The sequence below is a fragment of the Bacillus sp. m3-13 genome (assembly GCF_000175075.1).
In the GTDB taxonomy this organism is placed as follows: Bacteria; Bacillota; Bacilli; order Bacillales; family Bacillaceae_I; genus Sutcliffiella_A; species Sutcliffiella_A horikoshii_C.
Map to the genome: position 1 here is coordinate 185,717 of NZ_ACPC01000020.1, position 22,454 is coordinate 208,170.

Genomic DNA, 22,454 nt, shown 5'->3' on the forward strand with positions numbered 1-22,454 from the left:
CTTTCCAAATTTGGAAAGTGGTTTTATTTATTATGCAAAGTATGCAATTGACAGTGTCAGGACAAAGAATAATACAGAAAGAACAACTGTCGCACGGTGTAGAACAAGGTCTAGGCCGCGTGCTTTTTGTTTTCCGAAAAGTGATTCTGCTCCACCGGAGATCGCTCCTGAAAGACCTGCACTTTTACCTGATTGAAGTAGTACTACTGTGATCAAAGAGATTGCTACGATAATAAGTAAAATAGTAAGAAATAACGTCATGTAAACTACACCTCCTGCGGAACGTACATTTGTCGATATATTTAATGTACCACAAACTGTCAAGTGGGACAAGATGAAGATGACAAAAAAGAACCCAACCGAAGTCGGGTCCTCGCAAGAAGTAATTACTTCTTCAAGTTATAGAAAGAACGTAGGCCGTCGTAGCGAGCTGTGTCACCAAGTTGATCTTCGATGCGAAGAAGTTGGTTGTATTTAGCTACGCGGTCTGTACGGGATGGTGCACCTGTTTTGATTTGGCCAGCGTTTGTTGCTACTGCGATGTCAGCGATTGTGCTGTCTTCTGTTTCACCAGAACGGTGAGAGATTACTGCAGTGTAGCCTGCGCGTTTTGCCATTTCGATTGCTTCGAACGTTTCAGTAAGTGTACCGATTTGGTTCACTTTGATTAGGATGGAGTTACCGATTTTGCGCTCGATACCTTCAGCCAATTTCTTTGTGTTTGTTACGAAAAGATCGTCTCCTACTAATTGAACTTTGTTTCCAATGCGTTCAGTTAATAGTTTGAATCCTTCCCAGTCGTTCTCGTCTAGGCCGTCTTCAATAGAGATGATTGGGTACTTGTCCGCCATCTTCTCGTAGAAGTCCACCATTTCAGCAGAAGTGTAAACAACGCCTTCACCTTTAAGGTGGTATTTGCCGTCTTCTTTGTTGTAGAACTCAGAAGCTGCAGCATCCATAGCTAGCATTACTTGCTCGCCAGGTTTGTAGCCAGCTTTTTCGATTGCTTCGATAATTGTTTGAAGAGCTTCTTCATTAGAACCTAGGTTTGGAGCGAATCCGCCTTCGTCACCTACAGCAGTGTTTAAGCCTTTAGCGCTTAATACTGATTTAAGAGCGTGGAAGATTTCAGCGCCCATACGTAGAGCTTCTTTGAAGTTTTCTGCTCCAACAGGCATTACCATGAATTCTTGGATGTCAACGTTGTTGTCCGCGTGCTCTCCACCGTTGATGATGTTCATCATTGGTACTGGAAGCGTTTTGGAGTTGAATCCACCAAGGTGTTGGTATAAAGGAATTTGAAGGAAGTCAGCTGCTGCACGCGCTACTGCCATGGATACACCAAGGATTGCGTTTGCACCTAATTTTCCTTTGTTTTCTGTACCGTCAAGGTCGATTAACGCTTCGTCGATTGCTACTTGCTCAAGTACGTCGAAAAGACCTACTAGTTCAGGAGCGATGATTTCGTTCACGTTTTCTACTGCTTGTTGAACACCTTTTCCAAGGTAGCGGGACTTGTCGCCGTCGCGTAGTTCTACTGCTTCGTATTCACCTGTAGATGCTCCACTTGGTACTAGTGCGCGTCCGAAAGCTCCGGATTCTGTGTATACTTCTACTTCGATTGTTGGGTTACCACGGGAGTCTAGGACTTCGCGTGCGTAAACGTCAGAAATAATTGGCATGTTTGTAACTCTCCTTTTGGATTGAGATAATTTTTATTTTTTTACTGCTTTAACACCGCTACAGATCTCCGTTTCAGGTGTTCGCTTTCCGCGGGACGGTGCTTGAGCCTCCTCGGCTTCGCCTGTGGGGTCTCAAGCTACCGTTTTCCCCCCGCTGGAGTCTCACACCCTACACTTCGATTTATAGCTAGAAATCAGCTTTTACTTTTTGATTAAAGAATTACCTGTCATTTCAGATGGTTTGTCCACCCCTAGTAAGTCTAGCACAGTTGGGGCTAGGTCACCAAGTATTCCGCCGTCACGGAGTTGTACGCCGTTTTTCGTAACAATGACTGGTACCGGGTTGGTTGTGTGGGCAGTCATTGGGTTGCCTTCTGTCGTTACGACTTCGTCAGCGTTCCCGTGGTCTGCTGTGATGATGGCCACGCCGTCTTTTTCTAAAATGGCGTTGACTACCTTCCCTAAGCACTCATCTGTCACTTCTACAGCCTTGATGGTTGGCTCAAGCATTCCGGAATGCCCGACCATATCAGGGTTAGCGAAGTTTAAGATAATGGCGTCATGTTTATCAGCTGCTATTTCAGCTAATAGTGCATCCGTTAATTCGTAAGCACTCATTTCAGGTTGTAAGTCATAAGTTGCCACCTTTGGAGAATCAATCAAGATTCGTTCTTCTCCAGGGTATGCATCCTCACGTCCGCCGCTCATAAAGAACGTAACATGCGGATATTTTTCTTGTTTCTGCGATACGAAGCTGGTTCAAGCCGTTTTGAGATAATACTTCGCCCAAAGTATTGTCCATCCCTACTGGTTTGAATGCTACATATCCATCCACCGTTTCACTGAAATGAGTCAAACAAACGAACTGAAGGTTGTTCGGATGCTTTGACCCACGATCAAATGCGCGGAAGTCAGAATTAGTGAATGTATTCGATATTTGGATGGCACGGTCCGGACGGAAGTTATAGAAAATAACTGCGTCTTCGTCCTGAATAGTTGCAACAGGGCTGCCATCTTCTTTTGTCATAACAGATGGAATGACGAACTCGTCAAAGATTCCGTTGTTATAGGAGTCGTTGATACACTCCATTGCGTCATTATAAGTAGGGCCTTCTCCGTATACCATAGCTCGGTAAGATTTCTCTACACGATCCCAACGCTTGTCACGGTCCATGGAATAATAGCGTCCGGAAATGGTTGCTATTTCTCCAACTCCAAGGTCTAGAAGCTGCTCGTTCAGCTGCTCCAGGAACTCTGGTGCGGACTTAGGAGCAACATCGCGGCCATCTAGGAAGCCATGAATATAAACTCGGTCCAAGCCTTCTCTTTTTGCAAGCTTTAAAAGTGCAAATAGATGTTGGATGTGGCTATGAACGCCTCCATCTGAAAGTAAGCCGAACAGGTGAAGGTTGGTTCCTTTTTCTTTAGCATGCTTAATGGCATTCAAGAACGTTTCATTTTCATAAAAGTCCCCTTCGCGGATTGCCACATTTACACGTGTTAAGCTTTGATACACAACGCGGCCAGCTCCGATGTTTAAATGGCCAACTTCAGAGTTACCCATTTGCCCTTCTGGAAGTCCTACCGCTTCCCCGCTTGCCGTCAATTGCGCGTGCGGGTATGTGCTCCAAAATTTATCAAAATTAGGTTTGTTTGCTTGCGCCACCGCGTTACCGGTTGTTTCGCCGCGCATCGCAAAACCGTCTAAGATGATCAGTGCTACTGGTTTTTTAGTCATTCTTACCTGCCTCCAAAAGCTGTAAGAAAGATTGGTGCTCAAGGCTTGCTCCGCCTACAAGTGCTCCATCGATATCGGATTGTGCCATGTATTCTGCGATGTTTGTCGGTTTTACAGATCCGCCGTACTGGATGCGTACTGCATCAGCTGCCGCTTGATCAAATTCAGAAGCGATAACGCTGCGGATGTGTGCACATACTTCGTTTGCATCTTCCGCTGTGGAAGATTTGCCAGTTCCGATTGCCCAGATTGGCTCGTATGCAACGACAGTAGTTTTTACTTGATCAGCAGTTAAGCCAGTTAGAGCTTTCTTCACTTGGTTCCCAACGATGTCGTTTGTTTTACCAGACTCGCGCTCTTCAAGTGTTTCACCGCAACATACGATTGGAGTTAATCCGTGTTTGAATGCAGCAAGAGTTTTCTTGTTTACTGTTTCGTCTGTTTCTGCAAACATTTCACGACGCTCGGAGTGACCAAGAACAACGTAAGATACGCCGATGTCTTTTAGAGCAACAGGGCTTACTTCTCCTGTGAATGCTCCGCTGTCTTCGAAGTGCATGTTTTGGGCACCGATTTTAAGGTCGCGGCCTTCTACGTTTGAAACAAGTCGCTCTAGGAAAAGAGCTGGTGCACATACTACTGCGTCGATTTTATCGCTAGCAGGGACTAGTCCTTTTACTTCTTCTACGAAGCTTGTTGCTTCGGAGAGTGTTTTGTGCATTTTCCAGTTACCAGCAATAATTGGTTTACGCATGGTATCCATCCTTTCGGGGTTGGGGTTGTCTATGGGATTTTTGGGGTTGATTTCCGTTCCAGGCGCTTCGCTTGCCTGCGGGCGGTCCGTGAGCCTCCTCACTTCGTTGCGGGGTCTCACCTGTCCCTTCCTCCCGCGGGCGTCTGCGCGCCTTCCACTTCAATCAACCTCTATAATCTTTTAGAATAACTTGTATTACTTATCGTTTAGCGCTAGTACTCCTGGAAGTTCTTTGCCTTCCATGAATTCTAGGGATGCGCCTCCACCAGTTGAGATATGGCTCATTTTGTCTGCGAGGTTGAATTTTTCAACAGCAGCCGCAGAGTCTCCTCCACCGATGACAGAGTATGTATCGGTAGCTTCTGCTAGGGCTTCACCTACTGCTTTTGTTCCGCCAGCAAATGCATCAAGTTCGAATACTCCCATTGGTCCATTCCAGATGACAAGCTTGGAGTTTTTGATTACATCCGCGTAGATTTCACGGGATTTAGGTCCGCAATCAAGGCCTTCCCAGTCGCTTGGAATTTCTTCAATAGGTACGATTTTTGTGTTTGCGTCGTTCGAGAAATCATCTGCAACAACTACATCCACAGGCATGTACATGTTCACGCCTTTTTCTTTTGCTTGCTCCATGAAGGATTTAGCAAGGTCGATTTTGTCTTCTTCTAGTAGGGATTTTCCTACATCATAGCCTTTGGCCTTGATGAACGTGTAAGCAAGTCCACCGCCAATGATCAGGTTATCCACTTTGTTAAGAAGATTTTCGATGACACCTATTTTATCTTTAACCTTTGCTCCACCGATGATCGCCGTGAATGGGCGCTCAGGGTTGGAAAGGGCTTTTCCGAGTACTTCTAATTCTTTTTCCATTAAGAGGCCTGCTACTGCCGGTAAGTGCTGGGCAATACCTTCTGTGGAAGCATGTGCACGGTGAGCGGCGCCGAATGCGTCATTTACATACACATCCGCAAGCTCAGCAAACGCTTTTGCAAGTTCTGGATCGTTTTTCTCTTCACCAGGGTAGAAACGAACGTTTTCTAATAAAAGAACGTCTCCCTCGCTCATGTCGTTTACAATGGCTTTTACAGAATCGCCGTAAGCTTCATCCGCTTTTTTTACATCTTTTCCAAGAAGCTCTTGTAGACGAGCTGCAACCGCGTTTAAGCGAAGCTCTTCGACTACTTGCCCTTTTGGACGTCCTAAGTGGCTTGCAAGCAAGACTTTCGCGCCGTTATCCACTAGGTGCTTGATGGTTGGCAATGCTGCACGGATACGGGTTTCGTCTGTTACTTGTCCGTCCTTCATCGGTACGTTAAAGTCCACACGGCAAAATACGCGTTTGCCTTTGACGTCGATGTCACGAATACTTTTCTTGTTCATCTTGAACGGCCTCCCTTTAAAGGAAATTTGTTTTTGAAAACATGAAAAGAGGGAGGGGTGTGTTCCCCAATCCCCCTCTACTTCACATGTCTTATTATAGAATGCTGATAAGGTTTATCCAAGCAATATCTATTGCTATGAAAAATTATAGTCCTTTAGCAGCGATGTATTTCGCTAGGTCTACTACACGGTGAGAGTATCCGCTCTCGTTGTCGTACCAAGAGATTACTTTAACCATGTTGCCTTCCATTACCATTGTAGATAATGCGTCGATTGTAGAAGACTCAGGGTTACCATTGTAGTCACCAGATACTAGTGGCTCTTCAGAATAACCAAGGATTCCTTTTAATTCGCCTTCAGCTGCTGCTTTGAACGCTGCGTTTACTTCTTCAGCTGTTACATCTTTGTCAAGCTCTGCTACAAGGTCAACAAGAGAAACGTTTGGAGTTGGAACACGCATAGCTCCACCATTTAATTTACCTTTAAGTTCAGGTAATACTAGAGATACTGCTTTTGCAGCTCCAGTAGTTGTAGGGATGATGTTCTCAGCTGCCGCACGAGCACGACGGTAGTCTTTGTGTGGCAAGTCTAAGATTTGTTGGTCATTTGTGTAAGAGTGAACAGTTGTCATCATTCCACGTTTGATACCGAACTTGTCGTTCAATACTTTTGCGAATGGAGCCAAGCAGTTAGTCGTACAAGATGCGTTAGAGATAACGTTGTGGTTAGTTGCATCGTACTTGTCTTCGTTAACACCCATTACGATTGTGATATCTTCATCAGATGCAGGTGCGGAAATGATTACTTTCTTCGCTCCAGCTTCTAAGTGTTTCGCAGCGTCTGCACGCTTTGTGAAGAAACCAGTAGATTCCACTACTACTTCTACTCCAAGCTCACCCCAAGATAATTTCGCTGGGTCGCGCTCAGCTGTAACTTTGATTGTTTTGCCGTCAACAACTAGGTTGTCTCCGTCAACTTTCACGTCAGCAGCTAATTTGCCGTGTACGCTGTCATATTTTAAAAGGTGTGCAAGCATGTTAGCGTCTGTTAAGTCGTTAACTGCTACCACTTCTACGTCGTTATTTTTTAATGCTGCGCGGAATACGTTACGTCCAATACGTCCAAATCCGTTAATACCAATCTTTACTGCCATGTTAATTTCCTCCTTAGTTTTTCTAAGAAATTTTTTGTTTGGCTTCGTTACACCGCATTTGATCTCCGCAAAAGGCTTCGCTTTCCGCGGGCGGTCCGGGAGCCTCCTCGGCTACGCCTGTGGGGTCTCCCATGTCCCTTCCTCCCGCAGGAGTCTACGCCTTTTTCTTCAATCAAATGCTGATAGTCTCTTAGCCTTTATAGAAGGGATGTTACTCCCTAATTAACTCTTTTGCTGCTCCTTCATCCGTAATGAGGATGGTGTGGGGAGCTTTTTTTAGATACGCTTGAATCGCTTTTGCCTTTGAGGCACCGCCGGCTACTGCAATCACACATTCTATCTTTTCCAAATCTGCGAGTTGCATTCCAACTGTCTGAACTTTATGCACCACTTCTCCGGCTTCATTGAAATAGTACCCGAAAGCTTCAGCTACCGCATGGCTTTGTTCGATCTTGCGCATATTTTCCGGCGCTGTTTTACGGCGCTCTGCCATTGTTTTAGCGTCTCCAATTCCATGAATAACCATACTAGAATTTTTGATGAGGGAAATCACTTCTTTTATAGAAGGTTCCTCAATCATCGACTGGTAGGATTCATGACTCAGCGAATCTGGAATATGCAAGAGCCTGTAGTCGCCTGATGCCTTTTCTGCCATGGTGGCACAAATGGTGTTCGACTGGTTTTGCACCTTCTCACCAAGACCGCCTCGAGCAGGGACAAACAACAGATTACGGTTTTTCGTGTCGGGTGTCATCATTTCTGCTACGGAAGAAACAGTTGTTCCACCAGCTACAGCAATGACATTTTCGTCATGGAATCGTTCTCGCATTGCGGATACACACGCACGACCGAGTTCTTTTTTCACCCAAGGGGATTGGTCACTGTCACCCGGAACCACGACAACTTTTGTAATCCCTAACTTTTCTTCTATTCCCGCTTCTAATTGCTTTAAACCGGAAACTTCTTTCATAACCTCTTCCAAGTCTTTAATGAGGTATTCCCCTTCTTTTGTCAATGTCATGCCGGCAACACTGACATGAATCAGGTTCTGCGCTTTCAGGAAATCAACTTCCCCTCTCAGCACCCGCTCACTTAAACCTAGACTGCCTGACAAACTTCTTCTTCCAATCGGCTGCATCAACCTTATGTATCTTAAGATCTCGTATCGCTTCTGCATAATGGAGAGAAGATCAGGCAACAATTTCTTTTGTACTTCAATAATTTGATTCATTATAGCTTCCCCTTCAGAGTGTGTATTTTACCTTTTGGACAATTGTCTGTCTGTTGGACCTTAAATGTCCCACTGTGACATATTATGTCCCAGTAGCGGTAAAAAAAATCACCCTTGCTACAAGTTGATTGTAACAAAGGTGAAACCCTTATGCAACTAGGGTTTAGCGGATTTTTTCAAGTAAACGCTTTCTTACTTCTTCTTTGTTCACTTGACCATACGCAAGCATTTCTCCCTCATGCTCTACGACCGGAATCATCAACTGATATTTTTCTAGAAGCGTATCGTCTTTATAAATATCAAATTCCTCTATAGTAAAAGTCAGGTCGGATTGCAGCTCTTTTAGTTTTGTTTTTGCCTTATCACAAAGCGGGCAATCCACTTTTGTGTAAAATTGTACATTCATTTTGCATCTGCCTTTCTAATCATACCTTTTTCTCATGGAAGATCCCGGGATGCTCAATAAATCTCGATATTTTGCAACGGTTCTTCTGGAGATGGTTATATGATACTGCTTTTGCAGGATGTTTGTCAGCTGCTGATCTGACAAAGGCTTCTGTTTGTCTTCATTCTTAATGAGTTCTTCGACCAATTGTTGCACCTGCTTGGTTGATTTCTCTTCATCATGTCTGCCCGAGAGACTTTGACTGAAGAAATATTTCAATTCAAACAAGCCATACGGTGTCTGAACATATTTTTCCTTTGTCGCCCGGCTAACCGTAGACTCATGGATTTCAAGCCTGGTGGCGATATCCTTCAATGTTAACGGTTTCAAAGAGGATGGTCCGTTAAGAAAGAAAGATTGTTGGACACGGAGTATCTCTTCCATCACCTTGACAAGTGTGTGTTTGCGATGCTCCATTGATTTAACAATCCACTGACATTGCTGGAGCTTTTCCTGCAAGTAGGATTCAAGTTCATTTTTACTTTTAAGCGCCGACTCATACTGCTTATCTATCTTAATTTGCGGGATGATCTCTTCGTTTAATGACACGACAAAATGATTTTGGTGTCTTTGAACGATTAAGTCCGGGGTGATATACTTTGGTTTTTCAACTGTTTCATATCTGTTTCCCGGTCGCGGGTTGAGTTTGACGATTTCGTCGTGGATCGTCTGAATTTCTTTTATGTTGATCTCATACTTCTTTGCGAGTGTCTTCCACGCTTTTTCTGCAAAGAGGGTGAAATCATTTTCCAATATAGCTTCTGCAAGTTCGTTTCGGGGTGATATTCTTTTTAGTTGAAGCAAGAGGCACTCCTGGAGGTTATGTGCTCCTATCCCTGCCGGTTCCAACTGTTTTATGGTATTTAAGGCTTTTATGATGATCTCTGGTGTGGTTTTAAGCTGTTCAGCAATCGCAACTGGCTCCTCTTGTATATAGCCATTCTCGTCCATGTGTTGGATAATGCGCTTTGCAAGTTTTTTTTCTTCCTTTGTCATGTTCGTGTCGAGCAATTGTTGTTCAATATATTGATGTAGCGTTTCTCCATGTTTACTGAAATTTTCAATGGAAAAGGTTTGTGTGGTGGTCGTTCCGATTTTCTTAGGTTTCAAGCGTTGCACACGAGAAGAAGAAAGTTCCCTATGGACGGACGGTTCCTTCAAATCCATAAGCGGGTTCTCGAGCGATTGCTCCTTCAGGAAATCCACAAGCTCCAATGTCGAATACTGCAAAAGTGTAATCGCCTGCTTCAACTCCTGCGTCATCGCAAGCCTCAACGACTGCTCCTGATACAAACCAACTGACTGCTTCATACATCCAACCCTCCTCCGGCCAAACTCACATCCGGTCTCTATCTATATTTTACATGACTTTTGGGAACTTGTAAGCTTTAAAAATCTTCCTATAATTCGCTTGAGGGGTCAGACCCCGGCAGGATTTTCAGCACTTATGTCGAATGGCGCGCTATTTGGTGATGTTGTTAGTTGTTTATTCTATTTTATTATGGGGTTTGGTTGGTCATACTTAGTTTTGGGTGAAGTTTTGTTGTGAGGATTTATTTGTACAGAGGGTTGGAGGAGGTTTATTTTCCGTTAACCCAAATATATTTTCCGTTCTGCTATTTTTATTTTCCGTTACAGTTTATTTATTTTCCGTTATCCTAATAATTGATCCATTAATCCAAATATATTTTCCGTTCGCCTTAACTTCTTAACTTCAAAATAAAAAGAACAAAAGGCATCCCATCATTACGCTGAGATATCTTTTTGACAAAATAAAAACCCAGTGTGCCGACACTGGGTGAGTAGATAATATGAGATAACGGCGCTTGTCCGTTACAAGTAATACTATAGCATGGTTGCTGACTATGTATCAAACGTAAGTTTTTCCAATTGATAATGGCGCGCTCGGAGGGATTCGAACCCCCGCATGACGCGGTACCGGAAACCACCGCTCTATCCCCTGAGCTACGAGCGCACACTGCAAATGGAACTTTACTAATATACCAAATTATACACTAATTGTCGAGAGTCCGGCAATAACAAGTCGTGCCGGTAGAGAAATTAACTCGCCATAAATTTGTTCTGTAAGCCGCCAGGTACCCCCTTTCGAAGTTTAATCCCACCCCATACTGGATATGATTATTACATGGGGAAAAATGGGGGTATTTGCGATGGTTTTTATTTGACCATTCTTGACCTTGTATGTATGATAAAAGTACATAAAGATTTAGTAATACTTACTAATTGGTATAGGTTCGCTGAAGGTTTTCCCATTTTTACATAGGAGCCTATGTCGATTGAAATTTAAATTTTAAGGAGGAAAAGTGAGATGAACTTAATTCCTACAGTTATTGAACAAACAAGCCGTGGGGAGCGCGCGTACGATATATACTCCCGTCTATTAAAAGACCGTATCATCATGCTTGGAAGTGCAATTGATGACAATGTGGCTAACTCCATTGTTTCTCAGCTTTTATTCTTGGCAGCGGAAGATCCTGATAAGGATATCTCCCTTTATATCAACAGCCCGGGTGGATCCATTACAGCTGGTATGGCCATCTACGATACAATGAACTTCATTAAACCAAATGTCAGCACAATATGTGTGGGTATGGCCGCTTCCATGGGAGCATTCTTACTTGCAGCTGGTGAAAAAGGCAAGCGTTTCGCGCTTCCAAACAGTGAAGTCATGATTCACCAACCACTTGGTGGAGCACAAGGTCAAGCAACGGAAATCGAGATCGCTGCAAAACGCATCTTGTTCCTACGCGAAAAGCTTAACACCATCCTATCCGAGCAAACTGGCCAACCAATCGAAGTGATTTCCCGCGACACAGACCGCGACAACTTCATGACTGCCGAACGTGCATTGGAATATGGATTGATTGATAAAGTTATGAATAAAAACAACCTATAACAAAAAACCGGGCTTCCCATCAAGGGAGACCCGGTTTTTTAGTTCTCTTGTTGTACATATGCCGTTAAGGCAGCGATCGCCTCTTGTTCATCATGACCATCAGCAATTAATGTAATCGTCGCACCAGTGCTGATTGCTAAGCTCATTAAGCCCATAATACTTTTCGCATTTACCTTTTTCCCGTCCTTTTCTAAGAAAACCTCGCTTGAGAAGCGGTTAGCTTCCTGTACGAAAAGTGCTGCCGGGCGAGCTTGCAAGCCGGTTTTTAAACGAACATCTACTTGTTTTTGTACCATTTCTATTCCTCCTCTATTTCATGTATAGTTACTGATCGAAGTCAGCTCAAATTAAGGTGACTTTCTCCAGTTTTATTTAACGGATTCCCCTGCACGTAGTTTATCGGCAATTTCATCTATTTTTCGTAGTCGGTGATTGATTCCGGATTTGCTGATTGTCCCGCTCGACACCATTTCACCAAGTTCTTTTAACGTGACGTCTTGATAGGTGACACGCAATTCCGCAATTTCTCGTAGCTTGTCAGGCAAAATACCAAGGCCGACCGTGCTGTCAATAAAGCGAATGTTTTCCACCTGGCGGATCGCAGCACCAATCGTTTTATTGAGGTTGGCAGTTTCACAGTTCACGAGGCGATTGACCGAGTTACGCATATCACGCACAATCCGGATGTCCTCGAACTTCAGCAAAGCCTGATGGGCACCGATGATGCTTAAGAATTCCGCGATCTTTTCGGCCTCTTTCAGGTATGTGATATAACCTTTTTTCCGCTCCAATGTTTTACTGTTTAGGTGAAACATATTCATCAGTTCACACAATGATTCGTTGTGTTCGTGGTAGAGCGAAAATATTTCAAGATGATAGGAAGACGTTTCTGGGTTATTAACCGAACCTCCAGCCAAGAATGCTCCTCGCAAATATGATCGTTTGCAGCATTTTTTGCTGATCAGGTTTTCGGAAATGTCACGAACGAACGTGAACCCATCCTTTAAAATCTTCAATTCATCCAAAATATAATGCGCCTGCTCGGCATAACGAACGATATAGACATTATTCTTTTTTAGTCTCATCTTCTTTCGTACAAGCAATTCGACACGAACATCATAAATCCTTTTTGTTAACGTGTAAATTCTGCGGGCAATCGCGGCGTTTTCGGTTTGTATATCCAATATCAATTTGCGATTGGAAAAGGACAGAGAGCCGTTCATTCGAATCAGCGCCGCAAGTTCCGCCTTCACACAACAGTCTTTTGTTTCGATGGTGGTTAATTCTTTTTTTTGTTTCAGAAGCGTAGGACATTGTTTTCACCTCCATTGTGAAAGTACTTGGTGTCTGCGAGGTGTTCAAACAGTTAATTATCCTCTTACCACCAGCAATGCATCCGTTTGCATCCTAATTTTCGTCCAATTTTATCATGGAGTACAATAGTGCCGCTACTTTTTGGGTATCATGACGGATCACTCCATCTTCGTAGCGGATAATTTTATCATGTACGATTTCAAGCCCCAAATTAGACAGGGCAGCAATATCATATACAACAGGTGTTGCAGATTCTTTTTTATAGCGAAGGGCTATTTCATCTGGAATTCCCTCATCATTCACAAGAATGGTATCCATGAAACGACAGCCCAAATGGTCATAGAGTGCCTTAACATGATCACTTGCGGTGTATTCAAGCGTTTCACCGGCTTGCGTCATGACATTACATATATACACTTTTTTGGCGTGTGCGTTACACACAGCCTCTCCTATTTTCGGAACTAGAAGATTTGGCAGGATGCTAGTGTAGAGACTTCCAGGTCCGACGATAATTAAGTCTGCCTTTTCTATCTCATCGACTGATTCCTGTAGGGGCTCCACCTTATCAGGGGTCAGGAACACCCGCTTTATTTTCTGCCCGTTGGCCGGGATCTTGGATTCACCAGTAACAATCGAGCCGTCTTCCATTTCCGCATGTAAAATAACACTTTGGTTCGCTGCAGGCAGAACCTTTCCACGAACGTTCAACACCTTGCTCATTTCACGGATGGCATGGACAAAGTCACCAGTAATGGTAGTCATCGCCGCTAACAGCAAGTTACCGAGTGAATGTCCTGAAAGTCCGTTTCCTGTTGCAAAACGGTGCTGGAAAAGATCCTCAATTAACGGCTCCACATCTGATAAAGCGGCAAGCACGTTTCGGACATCTCCAGGAGGCGGGATATGCAGTTCATCGCGCAATCTGCCTGAGCTCCCACCGTCATCGGCAACTGTCACCACCGCGGTTATATCCACATCATAATGTTTGAGGCCCCGGAGTAAAACGGGCAGCCCGGTTCCCCCTCCAATGATGACGATTTTAGGTACTTTTTGACGTCTCATCAGTGTTTACCCTTTCGTTTCTCAATATCTCGGTGTGTTAGGAGTGTATCATACTCATCCTTGAAATGCTTGGCAAAATACTCTGCCAAGGTTACAGAACGGTGCTGCCCTCCTGTACATCCGATCGCAAGGACAAGCTGGCTCTTTCCTTCTCGCTTATAGTACGGAAGCATGAAAGTCAGCAGGTCCGTAAGTTTTTCTATAAATTTCTGCGTTTCCGTCCACTTCAACACATAGGAAGAAACCTCTTCATCAAGCCCCGTCATCGGTCTCATATGGTCAATATAATGGGGATTTGGTAAGAAGCGTACATCAAACACAAGATCTGCATCTATAGGAAGTCCATATTTAAAACCGAAGGAAACGACATTCAATTTAAAAGTCTGTTTGGAGTGTGTGGCAAATTGTTTGAGGATTTTCTCTCTAAGTTCACGTGGCTTTAAGTTGGATGTGTCCAAAATCAGTTGGGCACGTCCCTTCAACTCTTCTAACAACTCGCGCTCATGTTCAATTCCTTCAAGCGGAAGTCCTGATTTTGCCAATGGATGCGATCTTCTTGTTTCCTTATATCGCGTCACCAAAACAGAATCTTTAGCATCAAGGAATAAAATTTGCGGTGTCACCCATGACAATTCCGAAATATCATCCAGCGCTTCAAACAGGCTGTCAAAAAACTCACGGCCGCGTAAATCCATTACCAAAGCCACTTTATTCATTTTACTGCCTGACTCCTCCATCAGCTCCAAAAACTTTGGAAGCAAAGTCGGCGGCAGATTATCGACACAGAAAAATCCGAGATCCTCTAAACTCTGAATGGCCACTGTTTTCCCAGCTCCACTCATCCCAGTGATAATGACTAATTCGACATCACTGCTCGTACCTGTACTCATGTATCTTCCACTCCCTTTTTATCTAATCAGTTCGGATCAAGACGGTAGGACAACAATTCAAAGTCCGGCGTATAAGTAAATGTCCCAAAAATCATGCCAGATCCTTTAATGAGGTAATCAAGAATATGAAAATCACCAGGTGCCATTGGAAGCTTTGCAATCTCTTCCTGCTTATGCCACTCGATTTTCCCTTCCTCTGATTCCTTCACATTCTGTCCGTCATACTCCGTTGCAAGGAAGGTGAACATCATCCATTCGGATACGATATCCTTGCCTTCTTTTATTACAAATGTAAAAACACCCTTTAGGGCAGGATTTTTTAAGTAAATGCCAGTCTCTTCACGATATTCACGCACAACCGTATCTTTTACGGATTCTCCGTGCTCCATTTTTCCACCAGGTGCAACCCACCATCCACGACGCGGCTTTTGCAATAGTAGCACTTGGTCATCTTTCACTAGCACACAATTTGTTACTCTTTGCATGGTTACAACCCCTTTTGAGCTTGGCTGACTGTTTATCTCTAATAACTCCTATAGATTTCCGTTCCAGGTGTTCGCTTTCCTAGGGGCGGTGCTTGAGCCTCCTCGCTGCGCTGTGGGGTCTCAAGCTACCGCTATCTCCCTCAGGAGTCTCACACCTTGCACTACAATCTATAGGTGAGTTTGTATGAATTTTAAAACTAGCCAAGTGTATCATTTTTTATTTTACAGCAAAAGTATTGATTAAGACACAGTAAAGTTCTACAAATTAGCAAACTGTGTGTCAGGATTTCTTACAGGTATCGATTCCAGATTGGGAGTAGTTTCGTGTAAACGCTTTACTTTTTAAGTATATCATAGCTTTGTAGGATAGAGTAAACAAGGAGGTATGAGGTAAGGTTTGGTTGACCGGTTTTATTTGACCGGTCTGCTTAAAAACCGCTTGCTTCGGGCTTATAGAACGCTTCTATTTAACCGTTCTGCTTGTAAACCGCCGGCTTCGGGCGTATAGACAAAAACGCACGGCATGCCGCACAAAAAAAGACATAAAAAAGGACACGGGAAAAAGGGAACCCGTGTCATCCACTATATTTATAAAAGGGGGTCAATTACTATTTATATAATAACCGATTATTGTTTCAAAGCTGTTACAGATGCGTTAAGGCGCAGTTACGTTTTGGTTAAAGGGATATTTCGACAAAGCCTTTTATAGTTCGACATACCTAGCATCCCTATCCTTTAGCCTATTATTTTGCTGTGTTTGCTTTTAACTCCTCAGCTAGCTCTTCTACAAAATGCTGGGCACTTTGAGCTGCGATACTTCCATCACCTGTTGCCGTAACAATTTGGCGTAGCGTTTTCTCGCGGATATCCCCCGCTGCAAAGATTCCAGGGACTTTTGTTTCCATGCGTTCGTTTGTTTCAATGTAACCCATGTCATTTGTGATACCAAGATTCAAGAACGGTTTTGTCAGAGGAAGCATTCCCACATAGATGAAGACACCGTCTGTCTGGAATTCTTGTTCTTCGCCATCCTTTGTGCTGACAAGTGTCACACTTCCAACTTTGCCATCTTTTTCGTTGATTTCTTTAATCGTGTTGCTCCAAATGAAGTCAATTTTGTCATTGTCGAAAGCACGTTGCTGAAGGATTTTTTGCGCTCTAAGCTCGTCGCGGCGGTGAACAATCGTTACTTTGGAAGCAAAGCGAGTCAAGTATACTCCTTCTTCAACAGCAGAATCTCCTCCACCAACAACTACTAATTCTTTATTTTTGAAAAACGCGCCGTCACATACCGCACAGTAGGAAACCCCACGTCCGCCAAGCTCCTTTTCACCAGGCACGCCGATTTTTTTGTATTCAGCTCCACTTGAAATGATAACAGTACGGCCTTTATAAGATTTGCTGCCCGCGTTTACTGTCTTATATTCTTTACCATCGATGACTTCTTTCACATCACCATATGCATATTCTGCACCGAATTTTTTCGCATGCTCGAACATTTTAGTGGAAAGCTCAGGTCCTAAGATATGATCGAAACCAGGATAGTTCTCCACTTCCTCCGTGTTCGCCATTTGCCCGCCAGGCATTCCACGCTCAATCATTAATGTGCTTAGGTTTGCACGAGAGGTGTAAACCGCAGATGTCATTCCTGCAGGTCCAGCCCCTATAATAATCACGTCATAAATTTTTTCTTCTGTCATGTTGCCCACTCCTTTAACTCTTTACTGCATATTATGAAAACCCTATTTTCATCCAATTTTATATTTATATTTACAGAATACCTTTAAAAGTATTCCCAGTTACTATCCTATATAACAGGTGTGTTGTCCGTCCAATTTTTTGCTCATAGAAAGTTTGGTAAGGCTATACTGTCTCTTCGCATGGTATGAAGACAATGTTTCCTCTTTTTCATCGGCTCAGGGCTTCATTGACATCCTACGAGGACAATGTTTCCTCTTTTTCACCAGTTCAGGGTTTCATTGACACCCTACGAGGACAATGTTTACTCTATTTTATCGGCTCAGGGCTTCATTGACACCCTACGAGGACAATGTTTCCTCTTTTTCATCGGCTCAGGGTTTCATTGACACCCTACGAGGACAATGTTTACTCTTTTCAACCGGCACAGGGCTTTATTGCGTTCCATTTTCCCCGTTATTATCCTTTACGAACATCATTATGCTCAGAGCTAAAAAAGCGATACCACTTAAAACCATCGAAATAACCAAAAACCAAGGAGTTGGGACAGGACCATTTCCGATTGGACCAACTCGTGGTTTATTTTCAAGATCTATTGCGTAAAAAGGAAGAGCAATCATGATTAATGAAAGCACCAATAATATGTATTTTCTCATTGCTATCACCTCAACACCATTTTACCATTTCTTCCATAATTAAGGTCACCAACCACGCAAAAAAACCGAGCATCATCGCAGCTCGGTTTTTAAGTAAGTAGATCTTCTACTTTTTTAATTATATTTTCTTAACGTGCTTGCGGAAATTTCATATGTTTCCACCAGCTCTTTCTGTGTTACAGCATAGCCGTTTCCTTTGCTCCACACGTAGGAGAATGCGGCTGCCCATGCTGGTGCGTTCGTGAAAGCGACAGCTTGTTTTAATGCTCGAGCATATAAATCAAACCATTCTTTTACGAGCATTTCAGCCTGTTTCGTATTTAATAATGACGCAATTTCATACCCATTCACGACATTTACTGGCACATCTTTACGATTCAATAAGGCAAACATGGCAAATTCACGGACAGTCGAGGTGACAAAGGATTGTTCCAGTACGTTTTTGACTGTTGTTTTGTTAGAAGTACTTGTTTGGAAAATATGAAAAAGCTGTGCTGCTTCTTCTTCCTCAACCGTTTTATCTTCTACATAATTCCAAGGCTCCGTTCCGGCCTTTTCCGGATTCATTTCAATCACTTTGGCCCAAGCTTGTTCTGCAACGGTAAAGCGCTCTGTTTGGTAGGCTGCATTTGACAACCAAAAATAAAACGTCCCGTCCCCTTGGAAACCGTTTTTCTGCAAGGATCGTAACCATTTGAAAGACAATTCATGTCTGCCAATCAACCCGAAAGTCGCTCCGAGCTTATAACGGTGTTCCACCAAAATAGGTGTAACCTTCTCAAGGCGGTTTGCCAGTTCGTTCATTTCCTTCACATTATTTTCATAATGGAAGAAAACGAGCAAGTTACAAAGCGCATGCAGGTTTCCTGGATTCTTTTCCAGAACTTCCTCCAGGACTTCTCTAGCCTCCGTTAAATTCCCTTTGTAGAAATAGGCTAGTGCCAGATTATTATATGCCGACCAGAATTGTGGATACTCCTCGATAATCTGTTCGAGCAGCGCCAATGCTTCTTCTAGTTCCCCCTTTTCAAGCAGACCTCTTGCATTTTCCTGCATGACAATAAGGTGGTCCTGGCCATCCACATAATCTTCCGCTTCATCTGCCTCAATTTCCAAAAGATCAATCAAATCCTCTGTGTCCTCGACAAATTCTCCGTCCGGCTCCATCGTCAAATATTCCTCAGCATGCTTTCTTGCCTCTTGAAATAATCCCAAATAGGCATAATTGTTCGCCAAAAAATAATGACAATCATGCATGTCCGGTGCCAAATCTTCTATAATATCTTCTAAAAGTTCATTAGAACGCTGATAGTCACCAAGCTCGGTGAGGACAATCGCCAGCTGACACATAATCGATGCATCGCTAGGTTTCATCGCCTCCGCTCGTTGGAGCCATTTTCTTGCCTTATATAAATCCCGCTTCCGATAAGCGCGGATCCCTTTTTGAAAAAAATAATCGCCATTCTGCGCAAATGGGATGATCTTCGCAACTTGTTTCACATTCGGATTTTTTCCCATTATAGCCTCCATACAAACTTACTTACCGTTCGTAGTATAACATAAGAGAGGTTGGAAAGAATAGGTGGGAAATTTTGAGGTGTGCTTTATTTGCAAATAAAAAACACTTTCCCAGCTTCTAACTAGAAAAGTGCTAAAACAAAGTTACTCAGCCTATTAATTAGACGGCTTTTTCGCATGCCGCTCCTCCAGCACCGTCAACACTTCATCCAAGCTCACGTCCTGCTCACGCAACAACACCATTACATGGAAAAAGAGATCGGCAACCTCCCACGTAAGCTCTCCGCGGTCACGGTTTTTCGCCGCGATAATTACTTCCGCCGCTTCCTCGCCGACTTTCTTCAGAATCTTATCCACACCTTCTTCAAAAAGATAAGTGGTATAAGATCCTTCTGGCTTATCCACAGCCCGAGAGGCAATGACAGACTCTAAGCGAGATAAAATTGAGGTTGTCCCCGAAGCCGAGGCACCAATTCCCCCCGCCACATCAGTATCCGCACCAAGTACCACCTCATGAAAGCAAGTCTCCTCGCCCTTGTGACATGCCGGTCCATTCGGCTCCACCAGCACGAGCACCGCATCCTGATCACAATCGTAACGCATCTCTACCACGCGCTGCGTATTACCGGAAGTTGCGCCTTTATGCCAAAGCTCCCCACGAGACCGGCTCCAAAACCACGTTTCCCGAGTCTCGACCGTTTTTACCAATGACTCACCGTTCATATATGCCAGCGTCAACACCTCTTTAGTAGAAGCATCTTGCACAATTGCCGGGACAAGCCCTTTTTCATCAAACTTCACTGCTTCTAGGTTGATCATCGAACCTGCACCCCTTTCTCCTTTAAATAGCTTTTCACTTCTTTTACACTCGTTTCTTTGTAGTGGAAAATAGAGGCTGCCAACGCTGCATCTGCCGCTCCTTCTTCAAACGCATCCAGAAAATGAGATGCTTCACCTGCGCCACCAGAGGCGATTACCGGTACAGATACAGCAGAACTTACCGCTTTTGTCAGAGCCAAGTTGAACCCTTTCTTTTCCCCGTCACTGTCCATGCTTGTCAATAAAATCTCTCCGGCTCCCAACTTAACCGCTTCACGAGCCCATTTTACCACTTCCCAGTCCGTTTCCCTGCGTCCGCCATGCGTATACACTCTCCAGGAACCAAGGCTCTCGTCATACTTAGCATCAATTGCGACAACGATGCATTGTGAACCAAAGTAATCCGCTCCGGCCTGGATCAAATAAGGATTCAACAATGCAGCCGTGTTCAAAGAAACCTTATCCGCACCTGCACGCAACAATCGCTTCATGTCATCAATAGAGTTGATACCGCCGCCGACTGTGAATGGAATCGCCAATTTTGCAGCCACCTGCTCGACCACATCCACCATCGTTTCACGTCCTTCATGGGAAGCAGAAATATCAAGGAACACGAGTTCATCTGCACCTTCTTCATCGTAAAAGGCAGCAAGTTCGACCGGGTCACCCGCATCGCGGAGCTCGACAAACTGAACCCCTTTCACAACCCGTCCTTCTTTTACATCCAGACAAGGGATGATTCGTTTCGTTAGCATCTATTTCACCTCTTCCAATGCACGTGCAAGATTGATTTTCTCCGTGTAGATCGCTTTTCCAACAATGGAACCAGTTACACCTTCATCGGCAAATTTCCGAAGCGCCAACAGATCATCAACTGAACTTACTCCCCCAGAAGCAATGACAGAAGCACCTGACACACGAGCAAGCTCAACCGTCGCATCAACATTCGGTCCTGATAACATGCCGTCTGTTGCAATATCGGTGAAAATAAATGTCTCTGCTCCAGCATCTGACAGCTCTTTTCCAAGCACGGTCGCTTTCACAGTGGACGTTTCAACCCAGCCTTCCGTTGCCACATATCCATCCTTGGCATCAAGTCCGATCGCAATTTTCGCGCCATATTTCGCAAGCATCGCCTTCACAAAATCCGGATCATTTATCGCTGCACTTCCTAAAATCACTCGGTCTACACCGTTCTCCAAGTAGCGCTCCACATCCTCCGCAGTACGGATCCCACCGCCAATCTGCACTTTCGCCGGCAGCTCGCGTGCCACCTGCAGCACAAAACGGTCATTGACAGGTGAGCCAGCCTTGGCACCGTCAAGGTCCACCATATGAATCCACTCTGCACCTTGCTCCACAAACGTTTTTGCCATATCAAACGGGGAATCACCGTATATCGTTTCCTTACTATAATCTCCCTGTAGCAGACGTACACATTTTCCGCCGCGCATATCGATAGCCGGATAAATGGTAAAACTCATATTATCGCTCCTCTTCCTTCACAAGGTTCACAAAGTTTTTCAAAATCGCCAAGCCGACATTGCTGCTTTTTTCCGGGTGAAACTGTGTTCCAAACACATTCCCGCGTCCCACCACAGCCGGCACCTGCACATCATATGTACTGCTTGCCAATAGCTCCGCTTCAGCAAAGTCTTTTACATAGTAGGAATGAACAAAGTAAACATAATCCTCTGGAACACCTTCTAAAAGCGGGGATGCCTGTTGAAATTCAAGCTTGTTCCAACCCATATGTGGGACCTTGTACGATGCACCTTCTCCTGTAACTCCAGGAAAGCGTTCGACCTTGCCTTTTAAAAAAGACAACCCCTCTGTTAAGCCGTTTTCTTCACTTTCCTCAAACAACAGCTGCATACCAAGGCAGATTCCTAGCATCTTTTTCCCTCGCGATACTTCTTCTTTTATAAAAGTATCCAGGCCTGTTTCTTGTAAAATAGACATGGCGTCACGGAACGAGCCGACACCGGGGAGGATAAGGCCCTCCGCTTCAAACAAAATATCCCGGTCATTGGAGATGACATACTCCACTTCCATCCGCTCTAATGCCTTGCTGACGCTATATAAATTCCCCATTCCGTAATCAATGATGCCGATCATCTTCTATAACATTCCCTTCGTCGATGGTACCCCTTTAACTCGCGGATCAATGGTGGTTGCCTCGTCCAGTGCACGACCAAGCGCCTTGAATATTGCCTCAATGATGTGATGGGTGTTCGTCCCGTAATGCACAATCACGTGTAGGTTCATTCGGGCCTCTAATGCAAGCTTCCACAAAAATTCGTGTACAAGTTCAGTGTCAAACGTGCCGACCTTTTGGCTTGGGAATTCCGCTCTTATTTCAAGATGTGGACGGTTGCTCAGATCTACGACCACTTGTGCAAGCGCCTCATCCATGGGTACGAACGCGTTTCCGTATCGTTTTATCCCCACTTTATCCCCAAGTGCATCTTTTAACGCCTGACCAAGGCAAATCCCAATATCCTCTGTTGTGTGGTGATCATCGATATCCACATCCCCATTTGCCTGCAAGTCCAAGTTAAACTGGCCATGCTTTGTAAAAAGGTCGAGCATATGTGTCATAAACGGGACAGGCGTCTCAAGCTTTGCCGCTCCTTCTCCATCTATTGTAAAAGCAAGCTGTATTTGCGTTTCTTTCGTATTTCTCTCCAAACTAGCTGTTCGTGTCATCAG

Annotated in this window: 21 protein-coding genes, 1 tRNA gene and 2 pseudogenes; 1 reads left to right on the plus strand and 23 read right to left on the minus strand. The window is 44.2% G+C overall.

Annotated features, from left to right (window positions below):
- Positions 1-30 precede the first annotated feature (30 nt).
- From secG to M313_RS0114760, 10 genes and pseudogenes are all read right to left on the minus strand, one after another.
- Positions 31-261 carry a preprotein translocase subunit SecG gene (secG, locus tag M313_RS0114710; protein ID WP_010196822.1) on the minus strand — a complete coding sequence of 77 codons (231 nt, stop codon included), beginning with the start codon at positions 259-261 and terminating at the stop codon, positions 31-33.
- 125 nt (positions 262-386) lie between these two features.
- Entirely contained in the window at positions 387-1,682 is a 1,296-nt protein-coding gene (gene eno / locus M313_RS0114715) for a phosphopyruvate hydratase (RefSeq protein WP_010196826.1), read from the minus strand.
- A gap of 201 nt (positions 1,683-1,883) precedes the next feature.
- Positions 1,884-3,420 (minus strand): annotated as a pseudogene (gene gpmI, locus M313_RS23710) (2,3-bisphosphoglycerate-independent phosphoglycerate mutase).
- Positions 3,413-4,174, minus strand: a complete 762-nt coding sequence (gene tpiA / locus M313_RS0114725; protein ID WP_010196828.1) for a triose-phosphate isomerase — start codon at positions 4,172-4,174, stop codon at positions 3,413-3,415. The pseudogene gpmI and the gene tpiA overlap by 8 nt, the downstream one beginning before the upstream one ends.
- Before the next feature lie 195 nt (positions 4,175-4,369).
- The gene (locus M313_RS0114730; protein WP_010196831.1) at positions 4,370-5,554 is read right to left on the minus strand and encodes a phosphoglycerate kinase; all 1,185 of its coding nucleotides are present in this window, start codon (positions 5,552-5,554) and stop codon (positions 4,370-4,372) included.
- A 145-nt stretch (positions 5,555-5,699) separates the two neighbouring features.
- On the minus strand, positions 5,700-6,707 hold the full coding sequence (gap, locus tag M313_RS0114735; RefSeq protein ID WP_010196833.1) for a type I glyceraldehyde-3-phosphate dehydrogenase: 1,008 nt from the start codon (positions 6,705-6,707) through the stop codon (positions 5,700-5,702).
- Between the two features lie 211 nt (positions 6,708-6,918).
- On the minus strand, positions 6,919-7,938 hold the full coding sequence (locus M313_RS0114745) for a sugar-binding transcriptional regulator (RefSeq protein ID WP_010196835.1): 1,020 nt from the start codon (positions 7,936-7,938) through the stop codon (positions 6,919-6,921).
- Positions 7,939-8,101: 163 nt separating this feature from the next.
- Positions 8,102-8,344 (minus strand): glutaredoxin family protein, encoded by a 243-nt coding sequence (locus M313_RS0114750; protein WP_010196837.1) that lies wholly within the window; start codon positions 8,342-8,344, stop codon positions 8,102-8,104.
- A gap of 15 nt (positions 8,345-8,359) precedes the next feature.
- Entirely contained in the window at positions 8,360-9,694 is a 1,335-nt protein-coding gene (gene rpoN / locus M313_RS0114755; RefSeq protein ID WP_010196838.1) for an RNA polymerase factor sigma-54, read from the minus strand.
- A gap of 586 nt (positions 9,695-10,280) precedes the next feature.
- Positions 10,281-10,358 (minus strand) — tRNA-Arg (locus M313_RS0114760).
- A 354-nt stretch (positions 10,359-10,712) separates the two neighbouring features.
- Here M313_RS0114760 and clpP point away from each other — a divergent pair.
- Positions 10,713-11,300, plus strand: a complete 588-nt coding sequence (clpP, locus tag M313_RS0114765) for an ATP-dependent Clp endopeptidase proteolytic subunit ClpP (protein WP_010196841.1) — start codon at positions 10,713-10,715, stop codon at positions 11,298-11,300.
- A gap of 38 nt (positions 11,301-11,338) precedes the next feature.
- Here clpP and M313_RS0114770 read toward each other — a convergent pair whose 3' ends face one another.
- From M313_RS0114770 to hisB, 13 genes and pseudogenes are all read right to left on the minus strand, one after another.
- The gene (locus M313_RS0114770; protein ID WP_010196842.1) at positions 11,339-11,596 is read right to left on the minus strand and encodes an HPr family phosphocarrier protein; all 258 of its coding nucleotides are present in this window, start codon (positions 11,594-11,596) and stop codon (positions 11,339-11,341) included.
- Positions 11,597-11,668: 72 nt separating this feature from the next.
- A pseudogene (whiA, locus tag M313_RS23715) lies at positions 11,669-12,614 on the minus strand (DNA-binding protein WhiA).
- Positions 12,615-12,707: 93 nt separating this feature from the next.
- Positions 12,708-13,676 (minus strand): gluconeogenesis morphogenetic factor MgfK, encoded by a 969-nt coding sequence (gene mgfK, locus M313_RS0114780; protein ID WP_010196847.1) that lies wholly within the window; start codon positions 13,674-13,676, stop codon positions 12,708-12,710.
- A complete protein-coding gene (gene rapZ, locus M313_RS0114785) occupies positions 13,676-14,566 on the minus strand; it encodes an RNase adapter RapZ (protein WP_010196850.1) in 891 nt (296 codons plus the stop codon). The genes mgfK and rapZ overlap by 1 nt, the downstream gene beginning before the upstream one ends.
- 26 nt (positions 14,567-14,592) lie before the next feature.
- Positions 14,593-15,051, minus strand: coding sequence for an 8-oxo-dGTP diphosphatase (locus M313_RS0114790; RefSeq protein WP_010196852.1), 459 nt, complete (start codon positions 15,049-15,051; stop codon positions 14,593-14,595).
- Positions 15,052-15,794: 743 nt separating this feature from the next.
- A complete protein-coding gene (gene trxB / locus M313_RS0114795) occupies positions 15,795-16,751 on the minus strand; it encodes a thioredoxin-disulfide reductase (protein ID WP_010196855.1) in 957 nt (318 codons plus the stop codon).
- Positions 16,752-17,183: 432 nt separating this feature from the next.
- Complete coding sequence (locus M313_RS0114800; protein WP_010196857.1) at positions 17,184-17,405, minus strand: hypothetical protein; 222 nt, start codon at positions 17,403-17,405, stop codon at positions 17,184-17,186.
- Between the two features lie 114 nt (positions 17,406-17,519).
- Positions 17,520-18,923, minus strand: coding sequence for a tetratricopeptide repeat protein (locus M313_RS0114805; protein ID WP_010196860.1), 1,404 nt, complete (start codon positions 18,921-18,923; stop codon positions 17,520-17,522).
- Between the two features lie 156 nt (positions 18,924-19,079).
- Positions 19,080-19,742, minus strand: coding sequence for a bifunctional phosphoribosyl-AMP cyclohydrolase/phosphoribosyl-ATP diphosphatase HisIE (gene hisIE, locus M313_RS0114810; protein WP_010196863.1), 663 nt, complete (start codon positions 19,740-19,742; stop codon positions 19,080-19,082).
- Positions 19,739-20,497 carry an imidazole glycerol phosphate synthase subunit HisF gene (gene hisF, locus M313_RS0114815; RefSeq protein ID WP_010196866.1) on the minus strand — a complete coding sequence of 253 codons (759 nt, stop codon included), beginning with the start codon at positions 20,495-20,497 and terminating at the stop codon, positions 19,739-19,741. The genes hisIE and hisF overlap by 4 nt, the downstream gene beginning before the upstream one ends.
- Positions 20,498-21,226: a 1-(5-phosphoribosyl)-5-[(5-phosphoribosylamino)methylideneamino]imidazole-4-carboxamide isomerase gene (gene hisA, locus M313_RS0114820; RefSeq protein WP_010196869.1), complete on the minus strand. Its 729-nt coding sequence runs from the start codon at positions 21,224-21,226 to the stop codon at positions 20,498-20,500.
- A gap of 1 nt (position 21,227) precedes the next feature.
- A complete protein-coding gene (gene hisH, locus M313_RS0114825; protein ID WP_010196872.1) occupies positions 21,228-21,860 on the minus strand; it encodes an imidazole glycerol phosphate synthase subunit HisH in 633 nt (210 codons plus the stop codon).
- 3 nt (positions 21,861-21,863) lie between these two features.
- Positions 21,864-22,451 (minus strand): imidazoleglycerol-phosphate dehydratase HisB, encoded by a 588-nt coding sequence (hisB, locus tag M313_RS0114830; protein ID WP_010196875.1) that lies wholly within the window; start codon positions 22,449-22,451, stop codon positions 21,864-21,866.
- Positions 22,452-22,454 lie beyond the last annotated feature (3 nt).

Bases quoted from the DNA above. Each gene is read 5' to 3' on its own strand.
- secG (WP_010196822.1), bottom strand. From the start codon at position 261: ATGACGTTATTTCTTACTATTTTACTTATTATCGTAGCAATCTCTTTG.
- eno (WP_010196826.1), bottom strand. From the start codon at position 1,682: ATGCCAATTATTTCTGACGTTTACGCACGCGAAGTCCTAGACTCCCGT.
- tpiA (WP_010196828.1), bottom strand. From the start codon at position 4,174: ATGCGTAAACCAATTATTGCTGGTAACTGGAAAATGCACAAAACACTC.
- M313_RS0114730 (WP_010196831.1), bottom strand. From the start codon at position 5,554: ATGAACAAGAAAAGTATTCGTGACATCGACGTCAAAGGCAAACGCGTA.
- gap (WP_010196833.1), bottom strand. From the start codon at position 6,707: ATGGCAGTAAAGATTGGTATTAACGGATTTGGACGTATTGGACGTAAC.
- M313_RS0114745 (WP_010196835.1), bottom strand. From the start codon at position 7,938: ATGAATCAAATTATTGAAGTACAAAAGAAATTGTTGCCTGATCTTCTC.
- M313_RS0114750 (WP_010196837.1), bottom strand. From the start codon at position 8,344: ATGAATGTACAATTTTACACAAAAGTGGATTGCCCGCTTTGTGATAAG.
- rpoN (WP_010196838.1), bottom strand. From the start codon at position 9,694: ATGAAGCAGTCAGTTGGTTTGTATCAGGAGCAGTCGTTGAGGCTTGCG.
- clpP (WP_010196841.1), top strand. From the start codon at position 10,713: ATGAACTTAATTCCTACAGTTATTGAACAAACAAGCCGTGGGGAGCGC.
- M313_RS0114770 (WP_010196842.1), bottom strand. From the start codon at position 11,596: ATGGTACAAAAACAAGTAGATGTTCGTTTAAAAACCGGCTTGCAAGCT.
- mgfK (WP_010196847.1), bottom strand. From the start codon at position 13,676: ATGAGACGTCAAAAAGTACCTAAAATCGTCATCATTGGAGGGGGAACC.
- rapZ (WP_010196850.1), bottom strand. From the start codon at position 14,566: ATGAGTACAGGTACGAGCAGTGATGTCGAATTAGTCATTATCACTGGG.
- M313_RS0114790 (WP_010196852.1), bottom strand. From the start codon at position 15,051: ATGCAAAGAGTAACAAATTGTGTGCTAGTGAAAGATGACCAAGTGCTA.
- trxB (WP_010196855.1), bottom strand. From the start codon at position 16,751: ATGACAGAAGAAAAAATTTATGACGTGATTATTATAGGGGCTGGACCT.
- M313_RS0114800 (WP_010196857.1), bottom strand. From the start codon at position 17,405: ATGAGAAAATACATATTATTGGTGCTTTCATTAATCATGATTGCTCTT.
- M313_RS0114805 (WP_010196860.1), bottom strand. From the start codon at position 18,923: ATGGGAAAAAATCCGAATGTGAAACAAGTTGCGAAGATCATCCCATTT.
- hisIE (WP_010196863.1), bottom strand. From the start codon at position 19,742: ATGATCAACCTAGAAGCAGTGAAGTTTGATGAAAAAGGGCTTGTCCCG.
- hisF (WP_010196866.1), bottom strand. From the start codon at position 20,497: ATGCTAACGAAACGAATCATCCCTTGTCTGGATGTAAAAGAAGGACGG.
- hisA (WP_010196869.1), bottom strand. From the start codon at position 21,226: ATGAGTTTTACCATTTATCCGGCTATCGATATGCGCGGCGGAAAATGT.
- hisH (WP_010196872.1), bottom strand. From the start codon at position 21,860: ATGATCGGCATCATTGATTACGGAATGGGGAATTTATATAGCGTCAGC.
- hisB (WP_010196875.1), bottom strand. From the start codon at position 22,451: ATGACACGAACAGCTAGTTTGGAGAGAAATACGAAAGAAACGCAAATA.